This is a genomic window from Aeromonas sp. R9-2 (assembly GCF_040908025.1).
Lineage (GTDB): Bacteria > Pseudomonadota > Gammaproteobacteria > Enterobacterales > Aeromonadaceae > Aeromonas > Aeromonas veronii.
Genome location: NZ_JBFOCX010000020.1, coordinates 317,138 through 340,984, shown reverse-complemented (window position 1 = coordinate 340,984; position 23,847 = coordinate 317,138). Strand labels below are relative to the sequence as shown.

Here is a 23,847-nt window from a genome sequence, read left to right as displayed (position 1 = left end):
AGAGTTCAGAGCATGCGCTGGAGGGCGCGGGCCAAGCGTTTGACCCCCTCTTCAATGGTCGCTTCATCGACGCAGGAGAAGCTCAGGCGCAGGGTATTCTTGATCTCGGGGCGTACATAGAAGGGGGCGCCGGGTACGAAGGCCACCTTCTCCTTGATCGCCTCGTCAAACAGCGCCATGGCACTGATGTGGGAAGGCAGGGTCAGCCAGAGGAACATACCCCCTTCCGGTCGGGTGTAGCTGACGCCGGGCGGGCAGTGACGGGCCAGCGCGGCTTCCATGGCGGCGCGCTGGCGGCCATAGACCTCCTTGATCTTCTCCAGATGGGCATCCAGTGAATTGTCGGTCAGGAAGCGGTGCAGCACCTGCTGGCTGAAGGCGTTGCTGTGCAGATCGGTCGCCTGCTTGGCGATGGTCACCTTCTTGCGCAGCCACTCCGGCATTACCATCCAACCCAGACGGAAGGCGGGCACCACGGTTTTGGAGAAGGAGCCGAGCAGCACGGTATTGTTTGGTGCCAGCTTGGCAATCGGGGGGAGATGCTCCCCTTCGAAACGCAGCTCGCCGTAGGGATCATCTTCCACCATCAACAGCTCGTGGCGCACCAGTCGCTCGGCCAGTGCCTCGCGGTTGGCACGGCTGTAGGAGACACCGCTCGGGTTCTGGAAGTTGGGCACGCCGTAGAGCAGCTTGGCACTGGATCCGCTTGCCAGCAGCGCATCCAGCGCCGCCAGGTCCAGTCCATCTTCTTCAAGGGTGATCGGCTTGAAGGTGGGCTGGTAGACAGAAAAGGCCTGAATGGCGCCAAGGTAACCCGGCTCTTCGATGATGAGATCCTGACCCTCGTCGATCAGCACCTTGCCCAGCAGATCCAGCGCCTGCTGGGAGCCGCTGGTGATGAGGATGTTGTCCGGATTGACCTGCATGCCGTGGCGGGCCAGATAGCGGTCGGCAATATATTGGCGCAGCGGGGCGAAGCCCTCGGTCGCTGCATATTGCAGGGCGGCAGCCCCTTGCTCTCGCAGCACATCCTGACAGGCCTGATCGATCGCCTTGACCGGAAACAGGTGGGGATTAGGCAGGCCACCGGCGAAGGAGATGATCTCCGGATTGGCGGCAACTTTGAGGATTTCACGGATAAAGGAAGGCTCGACCTTCTCGAAGCGCTGGGCAAAAAACGGCTGCATAGACAATTCTCTCGTCATGTGGGCGGTCGCTCCATTCGACCGCCAGGTTATCCGTTTGTATCAGATTTCAGAAATGAGGCAATGATTGTCACAAAAATCGCCAAAAAAGGGCTGGAACGACTCTGCTGCGGATTATATTGGACGGTTAGTCGGTATGGTGATGCCAGTGAGGGAGCAGGGAAGTGGATGGCCGGAATATTTGTTGCGCGAAACACTTGCGCCTTGGGCCTATCTTGGGATAATTCGCTCCCCTGTTTTCGCGGGTCGATGAAATGCCGAGCCGCGAGCGGTCCCGCTCGGGATCGGACACAAGATGTATTACCCGGATTGATGAAATAACGAGACCATTATGCCTGTGACCCAAGATGTATTTAACGAAGACGGCAAGTTCATGCGCAAGATCCGCAGCTTTGTCCGTCGCGAAGGCCGCCTGACCAAAGGGCAGGAGAAGGCCCTGGAAGAGCTCTGGCCGGTCATGGGCATCGATTTCGAGCCAAAGCAGCTCGATCTGGTCGCGCTGTTTGGCCGTGAAGCACCTGTGGTGCTGGAGATCGGCTTTGGCATGGGCGCCTCTCTGGTGGAGATGGCCAAGAATGCCCCCGAGAAGAACTTCATCGGCATTGAAGTGCACTCCCCGGGCGTGGGCGCCTGTCTGGGTACCGCTCAGGAAGCGGGTGTCACCAATCTGAAGGTGATCTGCCACGATGCGGTGGAAGTGCTGGAGCACATGATCCCGAACGGTTCCCTCTCCTGCCTGCAGCTCTTCTTCCCGGACCCCTGGCACAAGAGCCGTCACCACAAGCGTCGCATCGTACAGCCTGCATTTGCCCAGGACATTCGCCAGAAGCTGGCCATCGGTGGCGTGTTCCACATGGCGACCGACTGGGAAAACTATGCCGAGCACATGCTGGAAGTGATGAGCGCCGCCGAGGGTTACGAGAATACCTCTGCCACCGGCAACTGGGTACCCCGTCCGGACTGGCGTCCGCTGACCAAATTTGAACAACGTGGCCACCGTCTTGGCCACGGGGTTTGGGATCTGATTTTCAAGCGTGTCAGCTAAGCTGGCACGTCAACACACCTAGCGTATCAACTAACTTGAGGAGCTATCATGGCCAATCGTAGCCGCCGCCTGCGCAAGAAACTGCGCGTCGATGAATTCCAGGAAATGGGTTTCGACATCAGTTTCAACTTCCCGGTCGGCACTGCCGAAGAGACCATCGATGCGGTAGTCGATGCGATGATCGATGAGGTTGTTGAACCCCGTAAACTGGCTTTTGCCGGCTCCGGTCACCTGGCCTGGGAAGGGATGATCTGCACCCAGCAACTGGGCAAGTGTACCGAAGAAGACCGCGCTGCCGTCAAATCCTGGCTGGAAGGCAAGGGGATGGAAGCCGTGGTCGTTACCGAGCTGTTCGACCTCTGGTACGGTGAACCGGCCTGATACAAGGCTGCCGCATCTGGCGCCTTGTTGTGGGTAACTGAAAAATCCCGCCGCTGGCGGGATTTTTGTCAGTGGGGATGGGATCTCCACCGCTGTTTTAGTCATGGAATCGCTTATTGCTTATGGTGTTGTCATCCGAATTACTGGCCAGCATCCTTGAAGAGGTGCGCCCGTTGCTGGGACAAGGCAAGGTGGCCGACTACATTCCGGCACTGGCTCAGGTACCGGCCGATCGGCTGGGTATCGCAGTCTGTACCGTCGAGGGGGAGCTGTTCACCGCTGGTGACGCTTTTGAACCCTTCTCCATCCAGAGTATCTCCAAGGCCCTGAGCCTGACCCTGGCACTCACCCTCTATCAGGAGGAGGAGATCTGGGCCCGTGTCGGCAAGGAGCCCTCCGGCCAGCCCTTCAACTCGCTGGTTCAGCTCGAGTTCGAGCAGGGGATCCCCCGCAACCCCTTTATCAATGCCGGGGCGCTGGTGGTGAGCGATCTGCTGGAGACCCGCCTCACTGCGCCCCGTCAGCGTACCCTAGAGCTGGTGCGCCGACTCTCGGGCAACCCAGCCATTATGGCGGATCAGGTGGTCGCTCGCTCCGAATATCAGCACTCTGCCCGCAACGCCGCCATCGCCTATCTGATGAAGGCCTACGGCAACTTCGAAAACGAAGTGGACAAGGTGCTGCAAAGCTACTTCAATGCCTGTGCCATTCGCATGAGCTGCGTCGATCTGGCGCGGGCATTCATCTATCTGGCCAACCGTGGTGTGCCACTGGGTGAGAGCGTACCGCTGCTGCCCGCCCGCACCACCAAGCAGGTCAACGCTCTGCTCGCCACCTGCGGCCTCTATGACGAGGCGGGCGATTTTGCCTATCGGGTCGGCATGCCGGGCAAATCGGGTGTTGGCGGCGGTATCATCGCCCTGATCCCGGGCGAGCTCTGCGTCTGTGTCTGGTCGCCCGAGCTCAACAAAGCCGGCAACTCGCTGGCGGGCACGGCGGCGCTGGAGCTGCTGGCCGAGCGGCTGGGTCGCTCCATTTTTTAACCTTGTTCACTATGAATCGAGAAACCACCATGAAACGACATCTTCGCTTCCTGCAGGCCGCGCTGGCGACCTTACTGCTCTGGTGTGCCCTGCCCGCCGTGGCAGGGGAGTTGCCACCGCTCTCGCTGGCCGATGCCAAGGCCAAACAGGCTGTCATCCTGGATACCCGCGCCAGCTACTTCTATCAGGGGTGGCCGATGGAAGGGGAGAAGCAGGGCGGCCATGTGGCGGGCGCCGAGAACCTCTCTGCCGAGTGGAAATACAGCGATGAAGAGTGGCCAAAGGCGCTCGAGATCAAGGGGCTGAAGGCCGATCGTCCGGTTGCCCTCTACGGTGCGTCCCGCGAAGTGGCCGAGGTGGCCCGTCTGCTGCGCAAGCAGGGGATCAAGCAGCTGTTCGAGCTGCAAGGGTGGCAAGCCGCACCGCGCGAGTCGCTGGCACGCTGGCAGCAGCTGGTCTATCCGCGCTGGTTGGCGGATCTGCAAGAGGGCAAGCCGGTCGCCGCAGCGCCCAAGGGTGACTGGAAGCTGTTTGAAGTTGATTGGGGTTCACCCAAGGCCTACCTCATCAGCCACATCCCGGGGGCCGGTTATATCGATACCAACAGCCTCGAAGAGGAGCCGCTGTGGAACAAGGTCTCTGACGAAGCGCTCAAGAAGCTGCTGCTGGATAACGGCATCCGTCACGACACCACCGTCATCCTCTATGGTCGCAACACCATGGCGGCCGCCCGTGCTGCGCACCTTATGATGTATGCGGGGGTAGAAGATGTACGCCTGCTGGACGGTGGTCTGGATGCCTGGTTTATCCAGCATCTGCGCACCGAAACCGGTCTGCCCAACAAATATGAGCCGGTGAAGGAGTTTGGCGTGGCCATTCCCGCTCACCCCGAGTACTACACCACGCTAAGTCAGGCGAAAGAGCTGCTCAAGCAGCCCGATAGCGCACTGGTCAGCGTGCGTACCTGGGACGAGTTTGTCGGCAACACCTCAGGTTACAGCTACATCAAGCCGAAGGGCGATATCCCGGGGGCCAAGTGGGGTCACGGCGGGGTGGATGCCAACAGCATGAGCGACTTCCACAACCCGGACGGCACCATGAAGCCGGCCCGCGAGATCCTCGCCATGTGGGAGCAGTGGAATATCGAGCCGACCCAGCAGGCTGCATTCTACTGCGGTACCGGCTGGCGCGCCTCCGAGGCCTTCTTCTACGCCTGGCTGATGGACTGGAAACAGATCAGCGTCTACGACGGCGGTTGGTACGAGTGGAGTTCTGATCCCAAGAACCTGACCGTGACCGGTGAGCGTCAGCCTGCCAAGTCATGATTGCGTTCTTGCGCTTGAAAGAAGAGGCCGGACAGAGATGTCCGGCCTTTTTCATTGCGCTCGCCACCCGGCCAGATAACTAGGCTAAGTCGCTGATTATTGACGGCGATCCCGCTTTGCTCATCCCGCCATCCCGCCATCCCGTGCCGTGCGATTGAACTAGGCTTCAAGAAACATCCTCGTGGTGAGGATGATCGCAGAAGAGGCCGCAATGAAAAAACTGATGATGATCCTGGTGTGCGCCCTGGGGCTGGTGGCATGCAGCTCCCAATACATCATGAGCACCAAGGATGGCAAGATGATCACCACAGAGAGCAAGCCCAAGCTGGACGAGAGCACCGGCATGTATCGCTATTACGATCATGAAGGGCGTGAGGTGATGATCAAGAAAGATGACGTGACCCAAATCATGGAACGCTAAGCGCTCTCTTGCCGCAAGGGCCGCTATCTGCGGCTCTTCTCTTTTTGCCGAAAAGTAGTGCTGTTTTCTCTGTTAATCCCCGCCCATTCGCAGCAAATTCAGCCGTGATACAGCTTCCGTTATGGTTTAACCCTTATCATCACACTCCATTTTTTATTGGAGGTGTTATGTCCTTGATGTCTATCTGGAATTCCCGTTTTTCTGCACGCAGCTTGCTGGGTGGTGTCTTGCTGGTGGTGGCGTCAGCCAGCCATGCCGGTGACGATCAGTTCACGCTGGGGCGGACTATTTTGCTGGGAGCCGGTGATCATGGTGCGACAATTCCTTTGGTGGTTTGCCGTCAGACCAAATATATCAAGGTGAAGGCGGAGCGTGATTTGACCCTGGATCGGGTGGTGGTGACCTATGGTGGTGATCGTACCAAGACCATTCGTTTCGATCGGGAAATGAGCAGTGATAAAGAGACCGAGTGGAAATCACTGGGCTCGCGCCGTTGTGTGAAAAAAATCGAAGTGTACGGTAATTCAGAGCGCAGCAAAGCGGGCGTAAAAGTATTCGGCCGCAAATAATTGATGCGGTTTTTCTGCGCAGACAGATGAGTTAAAAATAATGGCGAGCCGTGGCTCGCCATTATTTTTTATGGTCGGGTTCGCTATTTTTTCGGCCGAAACGGCTTGATGACAGTTTCATCGCACTCGAGATACGGCCCTTCCATCAAATCGATACAGTAGGGGATGGCGGGGAAGACTGCATCCAGACATTCGCGGATTGATTTGGGCTTGCCTGGCAGATTGACGATCAGGGTATCGTCGCGCAGCCCGGCAGTCTGGCGCGATAGAATGGCAGTCGGCACAAATTTGAGGGATTCGGCCCGCATCAGCTCGCCAAAGCCCGGCATCATGCGATCACACACCGCCTCGGTCGCTTCCGGCGTGACATCCCGCTTGGCCGGACCGGTGCCGCCTGTGGTGACGATAAGGCAACACTGCTCCTCATCCGCCAGCTGGATCAGGGTCGCTTCAATCTGCTCCTGCTCATCGGGGATCACCTGATAGACAGGTTCCCACTCCGAGGTCAGATAGGCGTTCAGGGTGTCGATGATGGCCTTGCCGGAGAGGTCTTCATAGATGCCCGCGCTGGCACGATCGCTGACGGTGACGATACCGATTTTTGCCTTGCTCATGGTCTGCTCTTGAATGTCCGATAAAAGTGGCAATTAAAATAACATAATCAGTGAGATATGTTAAACCGTCAGGATATGACGCGGGTCGGTGAGGGAAGAATAAAGTGTCGAATGAAGCAAAATAAGGCCACCCGGATTTTTATTTGCAATAAAAAACAGAAAATCACAACCTAAAATGTATAAGTGTTTTATCTCGCCTGAATTAAAAATAATCGCTTGTTTCCAAACACAATTAAAATAGATAGACACCCTCGTAATGACCATTGTCCGGTTTAGTCGCCAGTGGATGGATTGAACCCTTTTTAGCCGCGTCGTATATACAGATTTATATGGCTGGGACGTGATGGTGTGGTACCGCAGTGTGTTGCCAGCAATAGTCGCCAAGGAGGGCATATGGAGTTGCCTGATTTTGACACCCTGAAGGAGTTGGCTGCGAGTGAGCCCTCCCGGCTGGATGCGATTCTGGAGCAGCAGATCGACCAGTTGATGGCCCGTGCGAGCCCCGATCAGCAGCGCCGTCTGCGCGGGTTGCAGTTCAAGATTGATGGTCAGCGCCGTCTGGCGAAAAACAATCTTGATAGCTGTATCCGGATTACCAACATGATGCGGGAATCTTTTTATTTGATGCGCAGCGAAATGAGTCAGTTCAGAGAAGAGGGGGACCCTCCGCCTGAAAGCGATGGCAGTGGTAAAATAATCCGTCTGGCGGACTATCAACGTCGCAAATAATCTGCAATAACCCCCTTGGTTGATATTTCAGCCAAATCGGTGAGGCCATGATAAAGGGAATTGCTGGCGACCTGATTGTTATGGTTTTTAATGTTAGTCGTAATGTATTTGTGATGTAATTTCTTTTCTCCTTCTTGTAATAACTTATTAGTCAGGTTGTGATAGGGGTGGATGAATAACAGTAAAAGTTAGGCTAATATGGCCGAAATTTTTATTGCTACGACTCGAAGGGATTATGAGAAGTATCACACCAAGACGGGTGTTGTCGCGGGAGCAACAGACAGAGATCACCCGCATTATCGTCAAGGTGGGTCAGATGTTGGCCCAGTTCGGGGCGGAGAGCCGGATCATCGAGCAGACCACGGTGCGGTTGGGGATGGCGCTGGGGCTGGAGAGTGTTGAGATGGCCATCTCTTCCAGTGCCATCGTGCTCACCAGTCTCTATCAGGGGGGCTGTGTTACCACTACCCGGCGGGTGCGCGAACATGGCATCAACATGCAGGTGGTGTGCGAGATCCAGCGGATCTGCATCATGGCGGAAAAAGAGCTGATCGGTGCCCGTGAAGTGCGCCAGCGCCTCGAAGCCATCGTCCCTTTCCACTATCACCCCTGGTTGGTGGTCCCCATGGTGGGGCTCTCCTGTGGTGCCTTTAGCCTGCTGTTTGGCGGTGACTGGCCCATCTTCCTGGTGACCTGTTTCTCGTCTGCCGTGGCGATGCGGGTGCGCCAGCTGATGGCCCGCCATCACCATAGCCCGCTCATCAACTTTGCCGCCACCGGCTTTATTGCCACCTTGCTCTCCTCCAGCGCCACCTTTTTTAACTGGGGTGACCAGCCCTATCTCGCCATGGCGGCTAGCGTGCTGCTGCTGGTGCCGGGCTTTCCGCTGATCAATGCGGTCTCCGACATGGTTAAGGGCTACTTCAACATGGGGCTGGCCCGCTGGGGGACTGCGACCCTGCTGACCATTAGCGCCGCCATAGGTATCATTTTGGCCATGTCGGTCACCGGGATCTGGGGGTGGAAGGTATGAAGGCTGTCGACTCTGTATCGGCCAGCGGGAACGGGGTTGCCCTGCTCACCATCAGCGCACGGATCAATACCGGCATCATTCTCGCCATGTCGGTCACGGGGATCTGGGGGTGGAAAGTATGATGGATTTGCTCTGGCTACTGGCCAAGGATGCCTTCTGGTCCTCCATCCCGGCGGTGGGGTTTGCCATGCTGTTCAACGTGCCGCCACGGATGCTGAAGTATTGCGCCATGGGCGGCGCGCTGGCCCACAGCCTGCGTACCCTGCTGATCCACTATGGCATGCCCATCGAGTGGGCGACGCTGGCGGCGGCTACCACGGTCGGCTTTGTCTGCGTCTACTGGTCTCGCCGTCTGCTGGCGCCGCGTCCGGTGTTCAGCGTTGCCTCCATCATTCCGATGATCCCGGGCAGTTATGCGTTCAAGACCATGATTGCGGTGGTAGAGCTCAATATCAACGGCGTGACCATGGAGTTGATCCAGAGTGCGGTGGAGAACGGCCTCAAGGCGCTGTTTATCGTCGGTGCCCTCAGTTTCGGTTTGGCTATTCCGTCTCTGGTCGTGTATCGTAACCGCCCCATTATATGAATGGTGAAGTGAGATACTGATACCGTGAAGATTTCTATGATTGCTGCCCTCGCGAAAAAGCAGGTGATCGGCAAGAATAACCTGATGCCTTGGCATATGCCTGCTGACTTGGCCCACTTCAAGCGTGTCACCCTCGGTAAACCGGTATTGATGGGGCGCAAGACCTTCGAATCCATCGGTCGACCGCTGCCCGGACGGCGCAATCTGGTGATCAGCCGCAATCCCGACTATCAGGCTGAGGGCATTGAGGTGGTGGGCTCCGTCGAGGCGGCGCTGGCGCTGTTGGCAGGCAGCTCGGTGGAGGAGTTGATGGTGATCGGTGGTGGTCATCTCTATGCCGAGATGTTGCCGAGCGCGGATTGTCTCTACCTGACCCGCATCGATCTGGCGGTGGAGGGGGATACCCGCTTCCCTGCTTTTGACGATGGTCAGTGGCAACGCGTTGATTGCGAGAGCCACCCTGCCGATGAGAAGAACCCGCACCCCTATAGCTTTGAGACCTGGCTGCGCCGCTGACGGGCGAATGCTAATGGGCAAATAACAACAAGGGCATCTTCGGATGCCCTTGTTGTTCTGTTGGGTTTTCAAGACGTGATTAGATGCCTGAGCCGTCGTTCTCGCCATTTTCCTCGTGCAAACCGCACTCGCGCTTGAGGCCGAAGAAGCGGGTCTGCTCCTCGCTCATGCCCGGTTCCCACTTGGCGGTGGTGTGGACATCGCCCACCGACAGGTAGCCCTGCTCCCACAGCGGATGGTAGGGGAGGTCGAACTCTTTGAAGTAGTAGAAGACGTCCTTGTTGTTCCAGTCGATCACCGGAAGGAACTTGAAGCGGCCGCGCTGGATGCCCAGCACCGGCAGCTTGCCACGGCTGCCGGACTGCTCCCGGCGCAGGCCGGAGAACCAGGTCTGGGCCCCCAGCTCCCGCAGGGCGCGGTCCATCGGCTCCACCTTGTTGAGCTGGTTGTAGCGGGTGATCCCCTCTACCCCCTGCTCCCACAGGAGGCCAAATCGCGCCTCCTGCCAGGCCGGTGACAACTCGGCCCGATAGATCTTCAGGTTGAGTGCGAGGCGCTCGGTCAGCTCGTCGATGAAACGGTAGGTCTCGGGGAAGAGATAACCGGTATCGGTAAGCACCACGGGCACGTCGGCCCGTTCGCGACTTACCAGATGGAGCATCAGCGCCGCCTGAATACCGAAACTGGAGGAGAGCACATGCTCCCCCGGCAGATTTGCCAGGGCCCAGCGCACCCGCTCGGGGGCACTCATGGTATCCAGCTCCTGGTTGAGGGGCGCCAGCGCCTCGACTTGCTCCTCACGGCCGAGGGCCAGCAGCGCCTGCAGGTCAAGGCGGCCATCTTCAGTGACATTAAGCGGCTGATTAAGCGGCATAGAAGTCCCTCGCGGAGTCGATGACCGGGGCTATGATGCCGGCGCGAATGACGAAGTCACCGAAGCACTCGCCAGCGTGGCGATCTTTGGCCCAGCGGCCGATAAGGACGTCGAGTTCGGCCAAAATCTGCGGCTCGGTGATGTTCTCCTGATAGAGGCGCGGAATGCGGGTCCCCTCCAGATTTCCCCCCAGATGCAGGTTGTAGCGGCCCGGCGCCTTGCCCACCAGACCCACTTCCGCCAGCATAGCGCGGCCGCAGCCGTTGGGGCAGCCAGTGACCCGGAAGATGATGGCGTCATCCGCCAGCCCATGTTTGGTGAGTAAGCTCTCGATGTCGGTGACAAACGCTGGCAGCATGCGCTCCGCCTCGGCCATCGCCAGCGGGCAGGTGGGCAGGGCCACACAAGCCATGGATTGCTTGCGCTGCTCGCTCACGCCGTCATCCAGCAGGCCGTACTGGCGCGCCAGGGCTTCGATGCGGGCCTTCTCGCCGGCAGGCACGCCCGCGATGATGAGGTTCTGGTTGGCGGTCAGGCGAAAATCCCCCTGATGCACCTTGGCGATCTCCAGCATGCCGGTTTTGAGCGGCTTGCCCGGGAAGTCCAGCAGGCGGCCATTCTCGATAAACAGGGTGAGGTGATGCTTGCCGTCGATCCCCTCGACCCAACCGAAGCGATCGCCACGGCTGGTGAACTCATAGGGGCGAACCGGTCCGAACTGGATGCCAGCGCGGCTCTCCACCTCGGCCTTGAACGCTTCGACGCCGACACGCTCTAGGGTGTACTTGGTCTTGGCGTTCTTGCGGTTAACCCGGTTACCCCAGTCGCGCTGGGTGCTGACGACGGCGGCCGCCACCTCCAGCACGTGAGAGAGCGGAATAAAGCCAAAGTCGCTCGCCTTGCGCGGGTAGGTGCTGGTGTCGCCGTGGGTCATGGCCAGGCCGCCGCCCACCAGCACGTTGAAGCCTACCAGCTTGCCGTGTTCGGCAATCGCCACGAAGTTGAGATCGTTGGCGTGGATATCCACGTCGTTGTGGGGCGGGATCACCACAGTGGTCTTGAATTTGCGCGGCAGGTAGTTGGAACCCAGGATCGGCTCTTCATCCTGCCCCAGTTTTTCACCGTCCAGCCAGATTTCCACGTAGGCGCGGGTCTTGGGCAGCAGGTGCTCGGAGATCTTCTTGGCCCACTCGTAGGCTTCCTGATGCAGCTCGGACTCCACCGGGTTGCTGGTGCAGAGCACGTTGCGGTTCACGTCGCCGGCGGTGGCGATGGAGTCGATGCCGGTGCTGTGAAGGGTCTGGTGCATCAGCTTGATGTCGCGCTTCAATACCCCGTGGAACTGGAAGGTCTGACGGGTGGTCAGGCGGATGCTGCCGTAGAGGCTGTGCTCTTCGGCGAACTTGTCGATGATCTGCCACTGGGCCGGGGTGATGATCCCACCCGGCAGGCGGGCACGCAGCATGACGTTGTGCAGCGGTTCCAGCTTCTGGGCGGCGCGCTCCGGGCGGATGTCGCGGTCATCCTGCTGATACATGCCGTGAAAGCGGATCAGCTGGAAGTTGTCGCCGTTGAAGCCGCCGGTGAGCGGATCCTGCAGATCCTGCTCTATGGTGCCGCGCAGGAAGTTGCTCTCGCGCTTGAGGCGCTCGTTGTCGGCCAGCGGCCCTTCGACCGGTCCCGCTTTTGGGTGAGAAAGAGGTTGTTTGCTCATCAATAGACATCCCTTTGATAACGTTTGGCACGACGCAATTCGCTCAAATACTCTTCTGCTTCCTCACGGCTCTTGTGACCGTGTTCGGCAATTATATCCAGCAGGGCCTCCTGCACATCCTTGGCCATCTTGTTGGCGTCACCACACACATAGAAGTGAGCGCCTGCTTCCAGCCACTGGTAGAGCTCCTTGCCCGCTTCGCGCAGACGATCCTGCACATAGATCTTGTTGGCCTGATCCCGGCTGAAGGCTAGCGAGATCTTCGACAGCAGTCCCGATTTCACATAACGTTGCCACTCCACCTGATAGAGGAAATCCTGGGTAAAGTGGGGGTTGCCGAAGAAGAGCCAGTTCTTGCCTTCCGCGCCCTGAGCTTCCCGCTCCTGCATAAAGGCGCGGAACGGGGCGATGCCGGTGCCCGGACCCACCATGATGACGGGGGTATCCGGGTTGGCAGGCAGGCGGAAGTTGTCGTTGTGCTCGACGAATACCCGTACCTCGCCATCCTCAATCAGCCGATCCGCCAGATAGGAGGAGGCTGCGCCAGAGCGCACTGTGCCATCTTCCTGTGGGTAGCGCACCACGCCGACGGTCAGGTGTACCTCCTCTTCCACTTCGCTCTGGGCGGAGGCGATGGAGTAGAGGCGCGGGGTGAGGGGACGTAGCAACCCGATCAGCTGCTCGGTCGTGAGGGCGGTCGGGAAGCGTTTCAGCACATCCACCACCTGAGCGGAGGCCACCAGTGCATTGACCTGGGCCTTGTCACCGGCCAAGTCTTTCAGCGCCGCGTTCTCCGATATGTCAGCGAGTCCTGTGATAAAGCCACCGTGCAGCCGGGTCAGTTCGAAGTGGCTGGACAATGCGGCGCGCAGGGAGCCGTGGGCCGTGGCTTCATCGCCGGAGAGGCCGGTCAGGGCTAGCACTTCATTAACCAGTTCTGCATCGTTGTCGAACCAGACGCCGAGGGCATCACCCGGTTGATAGGTGAGGCCGGAGTCTGCCAGATTGATCTCGATATGGCGGATATCCTTGGTGGAATCCCGGCCAGTGATCTTCTGATTGACCGACAGGCGGGCAGGGAAGGGATTCTCCTTGCTGTACTGGCTGTGGCCAACCGCCTGCTGCACCGCGCTGGCTACGCTGCTGGCAGCACCGATAGAGAGCATCGCTGCAATGGCATTGAGTGCCTGTTCGCTCCAGCTCTTGGCTGCATCCTGATAATCCACATCGAGGCTGGCGAGCTCATAAATGCGCTCGGCCCCAGCGGTGGCGAGGAAGTTGTCAAAATCTTTGCCGGTCTGGCAGAAAAATTCGTAGGAGCTGTCACCCAGCCCCAGTACCGCGAACTTGAGCCCGTCCAGCTTGCCAATCTTGCCTTTTTTAAGTTGCTCGAACAGATCGACGGCGCTTTCAGGTGGTTCACCCTCCCCGTAAGTGCTCACTACCACCAGCAGGTGGCTCTCTTTCTTGAGCTGCTTGGGTTTGTAGTCGGCCATCGACGCTAGGGTGACGGGGAGGCCGCGGGCCTCGGCCTGCGCCTTGATGGCACTGGCGACCCCTTTGGCGTTGCCTGTCTGGGAGCCGTAGAGAATGGTCAGGCTGCCGCTGGGCGCAGCCACGGCGACGCTGGCTGCAACGCCTTGGTGACCGGTCTGGGAGAGGCCGTAGAGATAACCGCTCACCCAGGCCAGTTGCTGGGTATTGAGGGTCGAGAGTACCTGACCCAGCTGACGTTGCTGCTCGTCAGAGAGGGGGGAAAGGTTGAATGGGGAATCCTTCAATTGCATCACACGCGTCTTCCATGGTCTGATTTTTGGCCAGATTAAAGGGCGTGTTGGATAACAACAAAGAATAAAAATATCTTCTTTATTCCATTATTGAATTTATAAAGTGATTTGGCGGTAAAGGAGATAGAAAAACGCCCCGCTGTTGCGGGGCGTTTTTATGGGCTATCACGCTTGGGATTGACCCAAGGGATTTAGCTAACTTCTGTGGGCCTTATTTCTGCGGACGCAGGGCCGGGAACAGAATGACGTCACGGATGGTGTGGCTATTGGTGAACAGCATCACCAGACGGTCGATACCGATACCCTGACCGGCAGTCGGCGGCAGGCCGTGTTCCAGCGCGGTGACGAAGTCGGCGTCGTAGAACATGGCTTCGTCGTCGCCTGCTTCTTTCTGATCAACCTGATCCTGGAAGCGCTTGGCCTGGTCTTCTGCATCGTTCAGCTCGGAGAAGCCGTTGGCCAGCTCGCGGCCACCGATGAAGAATTCGAAGCGGTCGGTTACGTCCGGGTTCACGTCGTTGCGGCGGGCCAGCGGAGAAACGGCGGCCGGGTACTCGGTGATGAAGGTCGGTTGCAGCAGCATGTGCTCCACGGTCTCTTCGAAGATCGCGGTGATCACGTGGCCCAGCTCCCAGCCCTTCATCAGCTCGATGTGCAGACGCTTGGCAACGGCCTTGGCGCTCTCGAGGGTAGCCAGATCGTCCAGAGTTACATCCGGGTTGAACTTCAGGATGGACTCGACCATGGTGAGGCGCTGGAACGGCTGACCGAAATCGATGGTCAGGCCCTCTTCGCCCTCTTTGGCGTAACGGATCTTGGTGTCACCCAGAATGTCCTGCGCCAGGGTGCGCAGCAGCTCTTCGGTCAGGTCCATCAGATCGATGTAGTCGGCGTAGGCCATGTAGAACTCGATCATGGTGAACTCGGGGTTGTGACGCACCGAGATGCCTTCGTTACGGAAGTTGCGGTTGATCTCGTAGACACGCTCGAAACCACCGACCACCAGACGCTTCAGATAGAGCTCCGGAGCGATACGCAGGTACATGTCGATGTCCAGCGCATTGTGGTGAGTGACGAACGGACGCGCGGAGGCACCACCCGGGATGACTTGCATCATCGGGGTTTCCACTTCCATGAAGCGCTTTTCGTTGAAGAACTTGCGGATACCGGCAACCACCTGGGTGCGGATCATGAAGGTCTTGCGGGACTCTTCGTTGGCGATCAGATCCAGGTAGCGCTGGCGGCAGCGAGCTTCCTGGTCGGTCAGGCCTTTGTGCTTCTCGGGCAGCGGACGCAGCGCCTTGGTCAGCAGGCGGATATCGGAAACGTGAACGGAGAGCTCACCGGTCTGGGTCTTGAACAGGGTACCTTCGACACCCACGATGTCGCCCAGATCCCACTTCTTGAACTGCTCGTTGTAGAAACCTTCCGGCAGGTCGTCACGGGTGACGTAGACCTGGATCTTGCCGGCCATGTCCTGCAGGGTGGCGAAAGAAGCCTTGCCCATGATCCGGCGGGTCATGATGCGACCGGCAATCTTCACCCGTTTACCCAGGCTCGTCAGCTCCTCGGCGCTTTTGTCGTCGAACTCTGCGTGCAGATCGCCAGAGAGGCTGTCGCGACGGAAGTCGTTGGGGAAAGGATTACCCTGGGCGCGCAGGGCGGCCAGCTTGGAACGACGCTCGGTCATCTCGTTGTTGAGTTCGAGAGTTTGGTCGACTTCCGGAGTGATGGTTTGTTCAGACATGGTGATTCCTGCTTGTTTACAGACCTGATTTCAGGCTGGCTTCGATAAACTTGTCCAAGTCACCGTCGAGCACCGATTGGGTATTACGGGTTTCGACGCCGGTGCGCAGATCCTTGATACGGGAGTCATCCAGCACATAGGAACGGATCTGGCTGCCCCAACCGATATCAGACTTGGTCTCTTCCAGGGCTTGTTTCTCAGCGTTCTGCTTCTGAATTTCCAGCTCATAGAGCTTGGCTTTCAGCTGCTTCATACACTGGTCTTTGTTTTTGTGCTGGGAACGGTCGTTCTGGCACTGTACCACGACACCGGTCGGAACGTGGGTAATACGCACCGCAGATTCGGTTCGGTTAACGTGCTGACCACCGGCACCGGAGGCACGGTAGACGTCGATCCGCAGATCCGCCGGGTTGATATCGATATCGATATCGTCGTCGATCTCGGGGTAGACGAACACAGAACAGAAGGAGGTGTGACGACGGCCACCGGAATCGAACGGGGACTTGCGAACCAGACGGTGTACGCCGGTTTCGGTACGCAGCCAGCCGAACGCATATTCGCCGGTGAACTTGATGGTGGCGGATTTGATACCAGCCACGTCGCCTTCGGAGCATTCAATCAGCTCGGGCTTGTAGCCGTGGGCATCGCCCCAGCGCAGGTACATGCGCAGTACCATGTTGGCCCAATCCTGTGCTTCGGTACCACCGGAGCCGGACTGGATGTCGATATAGCAGTCGGAGCCGTCGTGCTGGCCGGAGAACATGCGGCGGAACTCGAGATCCACCAACTTGGCTTCCAGCTGTTCGGATTCGGCGATGGCTTCGTTGAAGGTCTCTTCGTCTTCCCCTTCCACGGCCAGGCTCACCAGCATCTCGACGTCATCCACGCCCTGGGTCAGGGTGTCGATGGTGCCGACCACGTTTTCCAGCGCAACGCGCTCTTTACCCAGCGCCTGTGCGCGCTCGGGTTCATTCCATACGTCCGGCTGTTCCAGCTCGGCGTTGACCTCTTCTAGACGCTCTTTCTTGGCGTCATAGTCAAAGGTACCCCCTAAGAAGCTCGGTCCGCTCAGACAGCTCCTTAAGTTTATTTAATACGGGATTAACTTCGAACATCGTGAAAACTCTCAGGGTCGATGTGATTTAAAAACGGGATATTCTAGCCAATTGTGGAAGGAATAAACAGGGTTGCCTTGGCTTGTGCGGCTCATGCCGTCAATTTCTGGTGCACTTTTCTCCACCTCGGTAGAAAATATCGCCCGCCGACCCATTTTCAGGTTCAGTTTTGGCCATTCGGGTCGCTAATGACTACGTGTAGTGTTGTGCAATTCAGGGAAAAACCCGCTCCTCACCTCAATAAGAAGAACACATGATGAAAAACCTGTCACTCAAGCAGAAGATACTGTTGTCAGTGGTGATCGCCCTTTCGTTGGTGATTTTGTTGCTCTCCTGGCAGAGCTATAGCAGCCAGAAATCCCTGTTGCTGCAAGGCAGCCAGGAGCAGTTGCAACGGCTGGGTACCCAGCAGGCCGAGCGTGTCAGCGACTGGCTCGCCGCCCGTCGCGACGTTATTCAGGCGCTCGGCAACAAGGCCAGTGCCGACCCCCTCAATGCCTTGCAACAGGCACAAGTCTCCGGCCGTTTCCAGCTCACCTATTTCGGTGAGAGCAGCGGCAAGATGAATGACTCCGATCCGTCCATCAACCGCGATGGCTACGATCCGCGCTCTCGTGGTTGGTATCAGGAGGCGATGAGCAAAGGTGGCCTGATTGTCACCAAGCCCTATCTCGACGTGGCCTACAACATCATGGTGGTGACCCTGGCCCAGCCGGTTTCTGGCGGGGTAGTCGGTGGTGACCTCTCCATCGCTTCGCTGGTGGAAGACGTGACCAAGATGCAACTGCCTGCCGATGGTTTCGCCATCATGATGCACAAGGATGGCACCATCATCGCCTACAAGGATGCCGCCAAGGCGATGAAACCGGCCAGCGAGATCGACAACGATCTGACCAATGCGCTGATCGAGCAGAGCAAGTCGAGCAAGGATCTGGTTCCGGCCTACTTCGACAGCGAAGGTCGCGACAAGCTGCTGTGGGCGGCTGATATCCCCGACACGGATTGGGAACTGGTGCTGGTGCTGGACAAGGCAGCGCTGGAAGCGCCGCTCTCCTCCCTGCTGATGACCCAGCTGGGGATGGCGCTGCTGGTGCTGGTGGGGAGCATCCTCGCTATCTCCTGGCTGGTCAGCATGCTGCTTGGCCCGCTCACCAAGGTCTCCCAGGCACTGGCCCGCATTGCCGATGGTAATGGCGATCTGACCCAGCGCATCAAGATCGACGCCAACGACGAAGTGGGCCAACTGGCCAACAGCTTCAACCGTTTCGTCGGCAGCCAGCATCAGCTGATCGGCAATATCCGTCAGCTGGCCAACGAGTTGAACGCCGATGCCGAGCGCAGTCTGGTGACCAACCAGGCCGCGGTGGACGAGTTGCAGCGTCAGCAGCAGGAGGTGACCATGGTCGCCACGGCGGTCACCGAGATGGCGAGCGCCACCATGGAGATCGCCGGTAACGCCGAAAACACCGCCGCCGCTGCCCAGCAATCTGCCCAGAGCAGTGAGCAGGGCAAGATGCTGGTCAACAAGACCCGTCAGTCCATCAATGGTCTGGCTGAAGAGGTAGGGCAGGCGACCGAGGTGATCGGCGAGCTGAGCCGTCATGCGCAGGCCATCACCAGCATCCTCTCCACCATTCAGGGGATTGCCGAGCAGACCAACCTGCTGGCGTTGAACGCAGCCATCGAAGCGGCTCGCGCCGGTGAGCAGGGTCGTGGTTTTGCGGTGGTTGCTGACGAGGTGCGGGTGCTGTCACGTCGTACCCAGGACTCCACCCAGCAGATCCAGTCCACCATCGAGACCCTGCAACAGACCACCGCCCGCGCGGTGAGCCTGATGCAGACCAGTCAGGGGCTGGCGGACAACAGCGTGCAGGATGCGGATCAGGCGGTGCGCGCACTGGAAGAGATCACCAGCGCCATCTCCCTCATCTCCGACATGGCGGGTCAGATCGCCACCGCTGCCGAGGAGCAGACCCAGGTGACCGGCGAGATCACCCAGAACACCACCGCCATCAAGGATGTGAGTGACGAGATCACCGCTGCCGCCATGCGCGATCTGGATCAGGCCCACAGCCTCAAAGGGCGTGCTGCTGATCTTAACCAGCAGGTGTCGACCTTTATCCTGTAAGGTGCAACTCACGGCCTGTTCCGGCTGAGATAAACAAGCCCCGCCCTCTGTCGAGTGCGGGGCTTTTTGTTGTTCGGGGGAGTGCGGGATGTGGGGATTTCGGGTTTTCTGAGTTGCTCACGGGTCACCCGGGTAGCGGATATGTGCCCCGGCTCTGCCTGCGTCAGCTGGCGAGTAGAGAACAAACAAAGAGCCCACCGAAAGGTGGGCTCTGATCATATACGTCTGACGGAAAGGGAATTACAGGAATGGCATCGCCATAAACAGCTTGATCACCATGGCGTTGATGATGTCGATAAAGAAGGCCCCCACCATGGGCACCACCAGAAACGCCAGGTGGGAGGGACCGAAGCGCTGGGTGATGGCTTGCATGTTGGCAATCGCGGTCGGGGTGGCCCCGAGGCCAAAGCCGCAGTGACCTGCCGCCAGCACGGCCGCATCGTAATTTTTGCCCATCACCCGGAAGGTGACGAAGATGGCATAGAGCGCCATGGCCACTGTCTGGGCGGCCAGCAGGATGAAGATGGGCAGCGCCAGGCTGGCCAGATCCCACAATTTCAGGCTCATCAGTGCCATGGCGAGGAACAGCGACAGGCTGACGTTGCCCAGCAGGGAGACCTCGCGATCGCTCACCTCATGCCAGTTCAGCAGGGTCAGGACGTTGCGCAGCAACACGCCGACAAACAGCACGCAGACAAAGATCGGCAGCTCGAAGGCGCCCCCTTTGAGGGAAGCAGAGAGCAGCTCGCCGCCCTTGAGGCTGATGGCGATCAATGCCAGCGTTTCGATAACGCTGAAAGTGGTGAGGGGGCGCTCCATATCCGGCATTTCGAAGCCCTGGGGGGCCTCATCCTGATTGTGCTCCTCACCGGGCACCTGCACTTTCTTCACCAGATAGCGGGCGACCGGGCCACCGATCAGGCCGCCCAGCACCAGACCGAAGGTGGCACAGGCGATGGCGAGCTCAGCGGCGGATTGCACCCCGTATTTTTCGGAGAAGGTGGCACTCCAGGCAGCCCCGGTGCCGTGGCCGCCGGAGAGAGTGATGGAGCCGGCCAGCAGCCCCATGTGGGGATCCAGACCGAGCAGGGTCGCCAGACCGACACCCAGACTGTTCTGCACCAGCAGCAGGCCGGTGACCACCATCAGGAAGGTAACCACCGCCTTGCCGCCGCGTTTCAGGCTGGCGAGATCGGCGGAGAGACCGATGGAGGCGAAGAAGGCCAGCATCAGCGGGGTTTGCAGACTGGTATCAAATTGCAGCTCCATCTGCAGGGTGGAGCGCAGCAGTAGCAGTACCAGCGCGACCACCAGGCCGCCGGCTACCGGTTTGGGGATGTTGAAGGTACGCAGCAGCCCGACTCGGGTAACCAACACCCGGCCAAGCAGCAATACCAGAGTGGCAGCGACCAGCGTTGCGTAGGAATCAAGTTGTAACATTCAGTACTCCCATGTTGATTGGCTGTGTCTTTCATAGCAAAAGACTTACAGATTCAGCCGGGATGAAAACAGTGTGGCTTATGTGCCAGCAAAGAAGGGGAAACATCTCCCCGCCCCAGGAAAGATGGGGCTTGTGCGGGCCTGAAATGCTCAGGCATCCAGATGAGATTTTAGTAAAATCCGGCAGATTGTAGCAAAAAGCATCGTTTAATTCCATCTTTGTCGTATTAATGCTCGTTTTAGTGGTTTATTATGACATTTAACACTATGTGGGTAGAGGGCAGAAAAGCCGAAAAGGGTGCATGGAACGGCTGTCATTTGGGGCGCCAGTCTCTATAATTCGCCGGTTTCCGCTGCACGCAGAGGCGCTGGCGGGCGTTGACATTGTGGTCCACCCCGACATGGTTCATGTTCCGGCGGTGTTCACTTCATCAAGAGGAGAGGGTGTGAAGAAGTCTATCTACATTGCCTACACAGGCGGCACCATTGGGATGCAGCGTTCCGACCACGGTTATGTACCGATGGCGGGCTTTATGGAAGACTGTCTGGCCCGGATGCCCGAGTTCCATCGTCCCGAGATGCCGGATTACCATATCCACGAATATGCGCCCCTCATCGACTCCTCCGACATGACCCCGGCGGATTGGCAGCGCATCGCCGAGGATATTCGCGACAACTACGAGAAATACGATGGCTTCGTGATCCTGCACGGCACCGACACCATGTCGTTCACCGCCTCGGCGCTCTCCTTCATGCTGGAAGATCTGCACAAGCCGGTCATCATCACCGGCTCCCAGATCCCGTTGGCCGAGTTGCGCTCCGACGGTCAGCAGAACCTGCTCAACGCCCTCTATATTGCGGCCAACTACCCGATCCACGAGGTGACGCTGTTCTTCAACAATCAGCTCTATCGCGGCAACCGCAGCAAGAAGGTGCACGCAGACGGCTTCCACGCTTTCGACTCCCCCAACTATCCGCCGTTACTCAACGCCGGGATCGCCATCTCGCTGGAAGCGGGTGAGCTGGGTGTGCCCTCCGAGCGGCCGCTGGTGCTGCACGACATCACCCCCCAGCCGATCGGCGTGGTGACCCTCTATCCGGGGATCTCCAGCGAGGTGATCGCCAACATCCTGCAACAGCCGGTGAAGGCGCTGATCCTGCTGTCATTCGGGGTCGGCAATGCGCCGCAGAACCCGGCCATGCTGGCGCTGCTCTCCGAGGCTTCGGCCCGCGGCGTCATCATCGTCAACCTGAGCCAGTGCCTGCACGGCAAGGTCAATATGGGGGGTTATGCCACCGGCAACGCCCTGTCGCGGGCCGGGGTGATCTCGGGCTTTGACATGACCGCCGAGGCTGCACTCACCAAGCTCCACTTCCTGTTGAGCCAGGACTTGCCATCCCACCGCATTCGCGAGCTGATGCAGCAGTCCCTGCGCGGGGAGCTGACTCCCTGATAACCCTTGCGGTAGGGTGCAATAAGCGCAGCGCATTGCACCGGTGACGAGGGGTGATAAGTTAGGAAAAAAGAGGGGAGCCATTATGGCTCCCCTCTCTGTTGTGGCCGCCGCGAGCGGCCTGCCGGGTAAGACTCAGTGGTTGAGGTCGACCCGGACTATCTCTTCCTCGTCGCGATACTGACGCTTGAGTTCGCTCTTGCTCTTCATCACGATTTCGCCGTCACGGCCGATGTTCATATGTTCGGGATTGTCGAGATGCATCGCCTGCCAGGCCATCACGGCTTGCAGGGAGGTGGCCTTCTGCTCGTCGGTGAGGGGCTTGCCATCGGGCCACTTGCCCAGCTCGACTGCGGTCTTGAGCCGCTCGTACACCTCTGCGGGCATCTGCATGATTGCTTGCAAAAACTCACCCTGTTGAAACGACATCCGGCCTCTCCTTGAACTATTGAGCCATAAACTTCGGGGTCAGCCCGGCAGAGATCCTGGCGGGCTGTGCAGGTAGACTCTATCGGGGTCTATGCAGGTAGATCCTGGCGGACTACGCCAGCCATCTGCTCCATCACCCGCACTACCTGACAACTGTACCCGAACTCGTTGTCATACCATACGTAGAGCACGCAGTGATCCCCCTCGGCGATGGTCGCCTGGGAGTCGACGATGCCCGCATAACGGGAACCCACCATGTCGGAGGAGACCAGCTCGCTGCTGGCGCTGAAGTCGATCTGGCGGTGCAGGGCCGAGCTTAACGCCATCTGCTGCAGATAGGCGTTGAGGCTCTCCCGATCGGTGGCCTGCTCCAGCGACAGATTGATAATCGCCAGCGAGACGTTGGGGGTCGGCACCCGGATGGCGTTGCCGGTCAGCTTGCCCTTGAGCTCGGGCAGCGCCTTGGCCACCGCCTTGGCGGCGCCGGTGCTGGTCATCACCATATTGAGGGCGGCGCTGCGACCGCGGCGCTCGCCTTTGTGGTAGTTGTCGATGAGGTTCTGATCGTTGGTGTAGGAGTGGACCGTCTCCACGTGGCCGTGGCGGATGCCGAACCGCTCCTGCATTACCTTGAGCACCGGGGTGATGGCGTTGGTGGTACAGGAGGCGGCGGAGATGATCCTGTCATCCGGGCCTATCACCTCATGGTTGACCCCGAACACCACGTTCTTCATCTCCCCTTTGCCGGGGGCGGTCAGTAGCACCTTGCCAGCACCGCGCGCTTTCAGGTGCTCGGAGAGGCCCGCTTCATCACGCCATACCCCGGTGTTGTCGACGATCAGCGCATCGTGAATGCCGTAGGCGGTGTAGTCGATGTCGGCCGGGCTATTGGCGTAGATCACCTGAATGAAGGTGCCGTTGGCAATGATGGCGCTGCGCTCCACATCCACCTCGATGGAGCCATTGAAGGGGCCGTGCACCGAGTCGCGGCGCAGCAGGCTGGCGCGTTTTTCCAGATCTCCGTCGCGACCACCGCGTACCACGATGGCGCGCAGACGCAGCGGATTGGCAGCGCCGGTGCGCTCGATCAGCAGGCGGGCCAGCAGGCGGCCGATGCGGCCAAAGCCGTAGAGCACCACGTCGGTCGGCTGCGGCATCTGGCTGCGGCCAAGGGCCGGTGCCAGTCGCGCTTGCAGATAGTCCTCGATCCCCGCTTCATCCTGATGATCCTGCCAGTAGCCGACTGCCAGCTTGCCAAGGTCAACCTCGGCGGCGGTGGGTTTGAGGGCAACGATGGCCTGAAGCAGGGGGAAGCTTTGCTGGATGGGGAGGGGGGCGCCCTGGTGGCGGCGGACGACCCGGTGGGCCTTGAGGATATCGATGGTGGAGGCGTTTTGCAGCGGGCGGCCGTAGAGGGTGATCTCGACCCCTTGTTGTCGGTAGAGGCGACCAATCAAGGGCTGCATGGCTTCGGCGAGCTCCTGGCTCTCCTGCCACGCTTGCAAGTAGTGCTCGTGGGTCATTGACCAGATCCTTTATTTCACGTTGTTGGTGTAAATAGAAAATTCGTCGAATGCAGATCAGTGTAGGGGTGTATATTTCGTTATATTATTCTGCAATCGCGGCCTTATATGGCGCGCGCATTGTAATGGATATGTAACCGGTTTGCTAGCCGGAGGTGGCCCGTAAAGG

At 58.9% G+C, this 23,847-nt stretch carries 23 protein-coding genes; 13 read left to right on the top strand and 10 right to left on the bottom strand.

Going from position 1 to position 23,847, the window contains the following annotated elements; all coding sequences use genetic code 11:
* Positions 1 to 5 precede the first annotated feature (5 nt).
* Positions 6 to 1,187 (bottom strand): PLP-dependent aminotransferase family protein, encoded by a 1,182-nt coding sequence (locus AB5Y71_RS07620; RefSeq protein ID WP_120415545.1) that lies wholly within the window; start codon positions 1,185 to 1,187, stop codon positions 6 to 8.
* Positions 1,188 to 1,536: 349 nt separating this feature from the next.
* Between AB5Y71_RS07620 and trmB the strand changes: the two genes are divergently transcribed.
* The 6 genes from trmB to AB5Y71_RS07590 all read left to right on the top strand — a co-directional run bounded on the left by trmB (position 1,537) and on the right by AB5Y71_RS07590 (position 5,989).
* Positions 1,537 to 2,250, top strand: a complete 714-nt coding sequence (trmB, locus tag AB5Y71_RS07615; RefSeq protein WP_005335228.1) for a tRNA (guanosine(46)-N7)-methyltransferase TrmB — start codon at positions 1,537 to 1,539, stop codon at positions 2,248 to 2,250.
* A gap of 48 nt (positions 2,251 to 2,298) precedes the next feature.
* The gene (locus tag AB5Y71_RS07610) at positions 2,299 to 2,631 is read left to right on the top strand and encodes a YggL family protein (protein WP_005348158.1); all 333 of its coding nucleotides are present in this window, start codon (positions 2,299 to 2,301) and stop codon (positions 2,629 to 2,631) included.
* A gap of 122 nt (positions 2,632 to 2,753) precedes the next feature.
* A complete protein-coding gene (gene glsB, locus AB5Y71_RS07605; RefSeq protein ID WP_005348151.1) occupies positions 2,754 to 3,674 on the top strand; it encodes a glutaminase B in 921 nt (306 codons plus the stop codon).
* A 29-nt stretch (positions 3,675 to 3,703) separates the two neighbouring features.
* Complete coding sequence (locus AB5Y71_RS07600) at positions 3,704 to 4,999, top strand: sulfurtransferase (protein ID WP_368171311.1); 1,296 nt, start codon at positions 3,704 to 3,706, stop codon at positions 4,997 to 4,999.
* Positions 5,000 to 5,210: 211 nt separating this feature from the next.
* Positions 5,211 to 5,420 carry a YgdI/YgdR family lipoprotein gene (locus tag AB5Y71_RS07595; protein WP_005335219.1) on the top strand — a complete coding sequence of 70 codons (210 nt, stop codon included), beginning with the start codon at positions 5,211 to 5,213 and terminating at the stop codon, positions 5,418 to 5,420.
* Positions 5,421 to 5,587: 167 nt separating this feature from the next.
* Positions 5,588 to 5,989, top strand: coding sequence for a DUF2541 family protein (locus AB5Y71_RS07590; RefSeq protein ID WP_040066783.1), 402 nt, complete (start codon positions 5,588 to 5,590; stop codon positions 5,987 to 5,989).
* 83 nt (positions 5,990 to 6,072) lie between these two features.
* Here AB5Y71_RS07590 and mog read toward each other — a convergent pair whose 3' ends face one another.
* Positions 6,073 to 6,603, bottom strand: coding sequence for a molybdopterin adenylyltransferase (gene mog / locus AB5Y71_RS07585; protein WP_120415546.1), 531 nt, complete (start codon positions 6,601 to 6,603; stop codon positions 6,073 to 6,075).
* Between the two features lie 393 nt (positions 6,604 to 6,996).
* Between mog and AB5Y71_RS07580 the strand changes: the two genes are divergently transcribed.
* The 5 genes from AB5Y71_RS07580 to folA all read left to right on the top strand — a co-directional run bounded on the left by AB5Y71_RS07580 (position 6,997) and on the right by folA (position 9,467).
* A complete protein-coding gene (locus tag AB5Y71_RS07580) occupies positions 6,997 to 7,332 on the top strand; it encodes a DUF3135 domain-containing protein (protein ID WP_005335213.1) in 336 nt (111 codons plus the stop codon).
* 235 nt (positions 7,333 to 7,567) lie between these two features.
* The gene (locus AB5Y71_RS07575; RefSeq protein WP_005348133.1) at positions 7,568 to 8,365 is read left to right on the top strand and encodes a threonine/serine exporter family protein; all 798 of its coding nucleotides are present in this window, start codon (positions 7,568 to 7,570) and stop codon (positions 8,363 to 8,365) included.
* Positions 8,362 to 8,487, top strand: a complete 126-nt coding sequence (locus AB5Y71_RS07570; protein WP_005335209.1) for a hypothetical protein — start codon at positions 8,362 to 8,364, stop codon at positions 8,485 to 8,487. Before AB5Y71_RS07575 ends, AB5Y71_RS07570 begins: the two co-directional genes overlap by 4 nt.
* Complete coding sequence (locus tag AB5Y71_RS07565) at positions 8,484 to 8,951, top strand: threonine/serine exporter family protein (protein WP_026035076.1); 468 nt, start codon at positions 8,484 to 8,486, stop codon at positions 8,949 to 8,951. Before AB5Y71_RS07570 ends, AB5Y71_RS07565 begins: the two co-directional genes overlap by 4 nt.
* A 24-nt stretch (positions 8,952 to 8,975) precedes the next feature.
* The gene (gene folA, locus AB5Y71_RS07560; RefSeq protein ID WP_041235107.1) at positions 8,976 to 9,467 is read left to right on the top strand and encodes a type 3 dihydrofolate reductase; all 492 of its coding nucleotides are present in this window, start codon (positions 8,976 to 8,978) and stop codon (positions 9,465 to 9,467) included.
* Positions 9,468 to 9,546: 79 nt separating this feature from the next.
* Here folA and AB5Y71_RS07555 read toward each other — a convergent pair whose 3' ends face one another.
* From AB5Y71_RS07555 to prfB, 5 genes are all read right to left on the bottom strand, one after another.
* Positions 9,547 to 10,341 carry a phosphoadenylyl-sulfate reductase gene (locus AB5Y71_RS07555; RefSeq protein ID WP_120415548.1) on the bottom strand — a complete coding sequence of 265 codons (795 nt, stop codon included), beginning with the start codon at positions 10,339 to 10,341 and terminating at the stop codon, positions 9,547 to 9,549.
* Positions 10,331 to 12,055 (bottom strand): assimilatory sulfite reductase (NADPH) hemoprotein subunit, encoded by a 1,725-nt coding sequence (gene cysI / locus AB5Y71_RS07550; RefSeq protein WP_120415549.1) that lies wholly within the window; start codon positions 12,053 to 12,055, stop codon positions 10,331 to 10,333. The genes AB5Y71_RS07555 and cysI overlap by 11 nt, the downstream gene beginning before the upstream one ends.
* On the bottom strand, positions 12,055 to 13,842 hold the full coding sequence (locus tag AB5Y71_RS07545) for an assimilatory sulfite reductase (NADPH) flavoprotein subunit (RefSeq protein WP_368171310.1): 1,788 nt from the start codon (positions 13,840 to 13,842) through the stop codon (positions 12,055 to 12,057). The genes cysI and AB5Y71_RS07545 overlap by 1 nt, the downstream gene beginning before the upstream one ends.
* A gap of 211 nt (positions 13,843 to 14,053) precedes the next feature.
* Positions 14,054 to 15,589 (bottom strand): lysine--tRNA ligase, encoded by a 1,536-nt coding sequence (gene lysS, locus AB5Y71_RS07540; protein WP_005335201.1) that lies wholly within the window; start codon positions 15,587 to 15,589, stop codon positions 14,054 to 14,056.
* Between the two features lie 16 nt (positions 15,590 to 15,605).
* Positions 15,606 to 16,704, bottom strand: a protein-coding gene (gene prfB / locus AB5Y71_RS07535) for a peptide chain release factor 2 (RefSeq protein WP_368171309.1) whose coding sequence is annotated in 2 segments (ribosomal slippage) — positions 15,606 to 16,628 and positions 16,630 to 16,704 — 1,098 coding nt in all. Because the reading frame shifts where the segments join, the coding sequence is not laid out codon by codon here.
* A gap of 256 nt (positions 16,705 to 16,960) precedes the next feature.
* Between prfB and AB5Y71_RS07530 the strand changes: the two genes are divergently transcribed.
* Positions 16,961 to 18,832, top strand: coding sequence for a methyl-accepting chemotaxis protein (locus tag AB5Y71_RS07530; protein ID WP_368171341.1), 1,872 nt, complete (start codon positions 16,961 to 16,963; stop codon positions 18,830 to 18,832).
* 240 nt (positions 18,833 to 19,072) lie between these two features.
* Here the strand turns inward: AB5Y71_RS07530 and gltS are convergent, their stop codons facing one another.
* Positions 19,073 to 20,272 (bottom strand): sodium/glutamate symporter, encoded by a 1,200-nt coding sequence (gene gltS, locus AB5Y71_RS07525; protein ID WP_005348115.1) that lies wholly within the window; start codon positions 20,270 to 20,272, stop codon positions 19,073 to 19,075.
* A 446-nt stretch (positions 20,273 to 20,718) separates the two neighbouring features.
* Between gltS and ansA the strand changes: the two genes are divergently transcribed.
* Entirely contained in the window at positions 20,719 to 21,726 is a 1,008-nt protein-coding gene (gene ansA, locus AB5Y71_RS07520) for an asparaginase (protein ID WP_005335195.1), read from the top strand.
* Between the two features lie 135 nt (positions 21,727 to 21,861).
* On the opposite strand, the gene AB5Y71_RS07515 is transcribed toward ansA, so the two are convergent.
* Entirely contained in the window at positions 21,862 to 22,155 is a 294-nt protein-coding gene (locus tag AB5Y71_RS07515) for a YeaC family protein (RefSeq protein ID WP_160881379.1), read from the bottom strand.
* An 89-nt stretch (positions 22,156 to 22,244) separates the two neighbouring features.
* The gene (locus tag AB5Y71_RS07510) at positions 22,245 to 23,678 is read right to left on the bottom strand and encodes a glyceraldehyde-3-phosphate dehydrogenase (protein WP_139460546.1); all 1,434 of its coding nucleotides are present in this window, start codon (positions 23,676 to 23,678) and stop codon (positions 22,245 to 22,247) included.
* Positions 23,679 to 23,847 lie beyond the last annotated feature (169 nt).

Coding starts and splice junctions, on each gene's coding strand:
- AB5Y71_RS07575 (WP_005348133.1), top strand. CDS start 7,568: ATGAGAAGTATCACACCAAGACGGGTGTTGTCGCGGGAGCAACAGACA.
- cysI (WP_120415549.1), bottom strand. CDS start 12,055: ATGAGCAAACAACCTCTTTCTCACCCAAAAGCGGGACCGGTCGAAGGG.
- gltS (WP_005348115.1), bottom strand. CDS start 20,272: ATGTTACAACTTGATTCCTACGCAACGCTGGTCGCTGCCACTCTGGTA.
- lysS (WP_005335201.1), bottom strand. CDS start 15,589: ATGTCTGAACAAACCATCACTCCGGAAGTCGACCAAACTCTCGAACTC.
- AB5Y71_RS07590 (WP_040066783.1), top strand. CDS start 5,588: ATGTCCTTGATGTCTATCTGGAATTCCCGTTTTTCTGCACGCAGCTTG.
- glsB (WP_005348151.1), top strand. CDS start 2,754: ATGGTGTTGTCATCCGAATTACTGGCCAGCATCCTTGAAGAGGTGCGC.
- AB5Y71_RS07610 (WP_005348158.1), top strand. CDS start 2,299: ATGGCCAATCGTAGCCGCCGCCTGCGCAAGAAACTGCGCGTCGATGAA.
- mog (WP_120415546.1), bottom strand. CDS start 6,603: ATGAGCAAGGCAAAAATCGGTATCGTCACCGTCAGCGATCGTGCCAGC.
- AB5Y71_RS07555 (WP_120415548.1), bottom strand. CDS start 10,341: ATGCCGCTTAATCAGCCGCTTAATGTCACTGAAGATGGCCGCCTTGAC.
- AB5Y71_RS07620 (WP_120415545.1), bottom strand. CDS start 1,187: ATGCAGCCGTTTTTTGCCCAGCGCTTCGAGAAGGTCGAGCCTTCCTTT.
- AB5Y71_RS07510 (WP_139460546.1), bottom strand. CDS start 23,678: ATGACCCACGAGCACTACTTGCAAGCGTGGCAGGAGAGCCAGGAGCTC.
- AB5Y71_RS07565 (WP_026035076.1), top strand. CDS start 8,484: ATGATGGATTTGCTCTGGCTACTGGCCAAGGATGCCTTCTGGTCCTCC.
- AB5Y71_RS07580 (WP_005335213.1), top strand. CDS start 6,997: ATGGAGTTGCCTGATTTTGACACCCTGAAGGAGTTGGCTGCGAGTGAG.
- AB5Y71_RS07515 (WP_160881379.1), bottom strand. CDS start 22,155: ATGTCGTTTCAACAGGGTGAGTTTTTGCAAGCAATCATGCAGATGCCC.
- trmB (WP_005335228.1), top strand. CDS start 1,537: ATGCCTGTGACCCAAGATGTATTTAACGAAGACGGCAAGTTCATGCGC.
- AB5Y71_RS07530 (WP_368171341.1), top strand. CDS start 16,961: ATGAAAAACCTGTCACTCAAGCAGAAGATACTGTTGTCAGTGGTGATC.
- AB5Y71_RS07545 (WP_368171310.1), bottom strand. CDS start 13,842: ATGCAATTGAAGGATTCCCCATTCAACCTTTCCCCCCTCTCTGACGAG.
- AB5Y71_RS07570 (WP_005335209.1), top strand. CDS start 8,362: ATGAAGGCTGTCGACTCTGTATCGGCCAGCGGGAACGGGGTTGCCCTG.
- AB5Y71_RS07600 (WP_368171311.1), top strand. CDS start 3,704: ATGAAACGACATCTTCGCTTCCTGCAGGCCGCGCTGGCGACCTTACTG.
- AB5Y71_RS07595 (WP_005335219.1), top strand. CDS start 5,211: ATGAAAAAACTGATGATGATCCTGGTGTGCGCCCTGGGGCTGGTGGCA.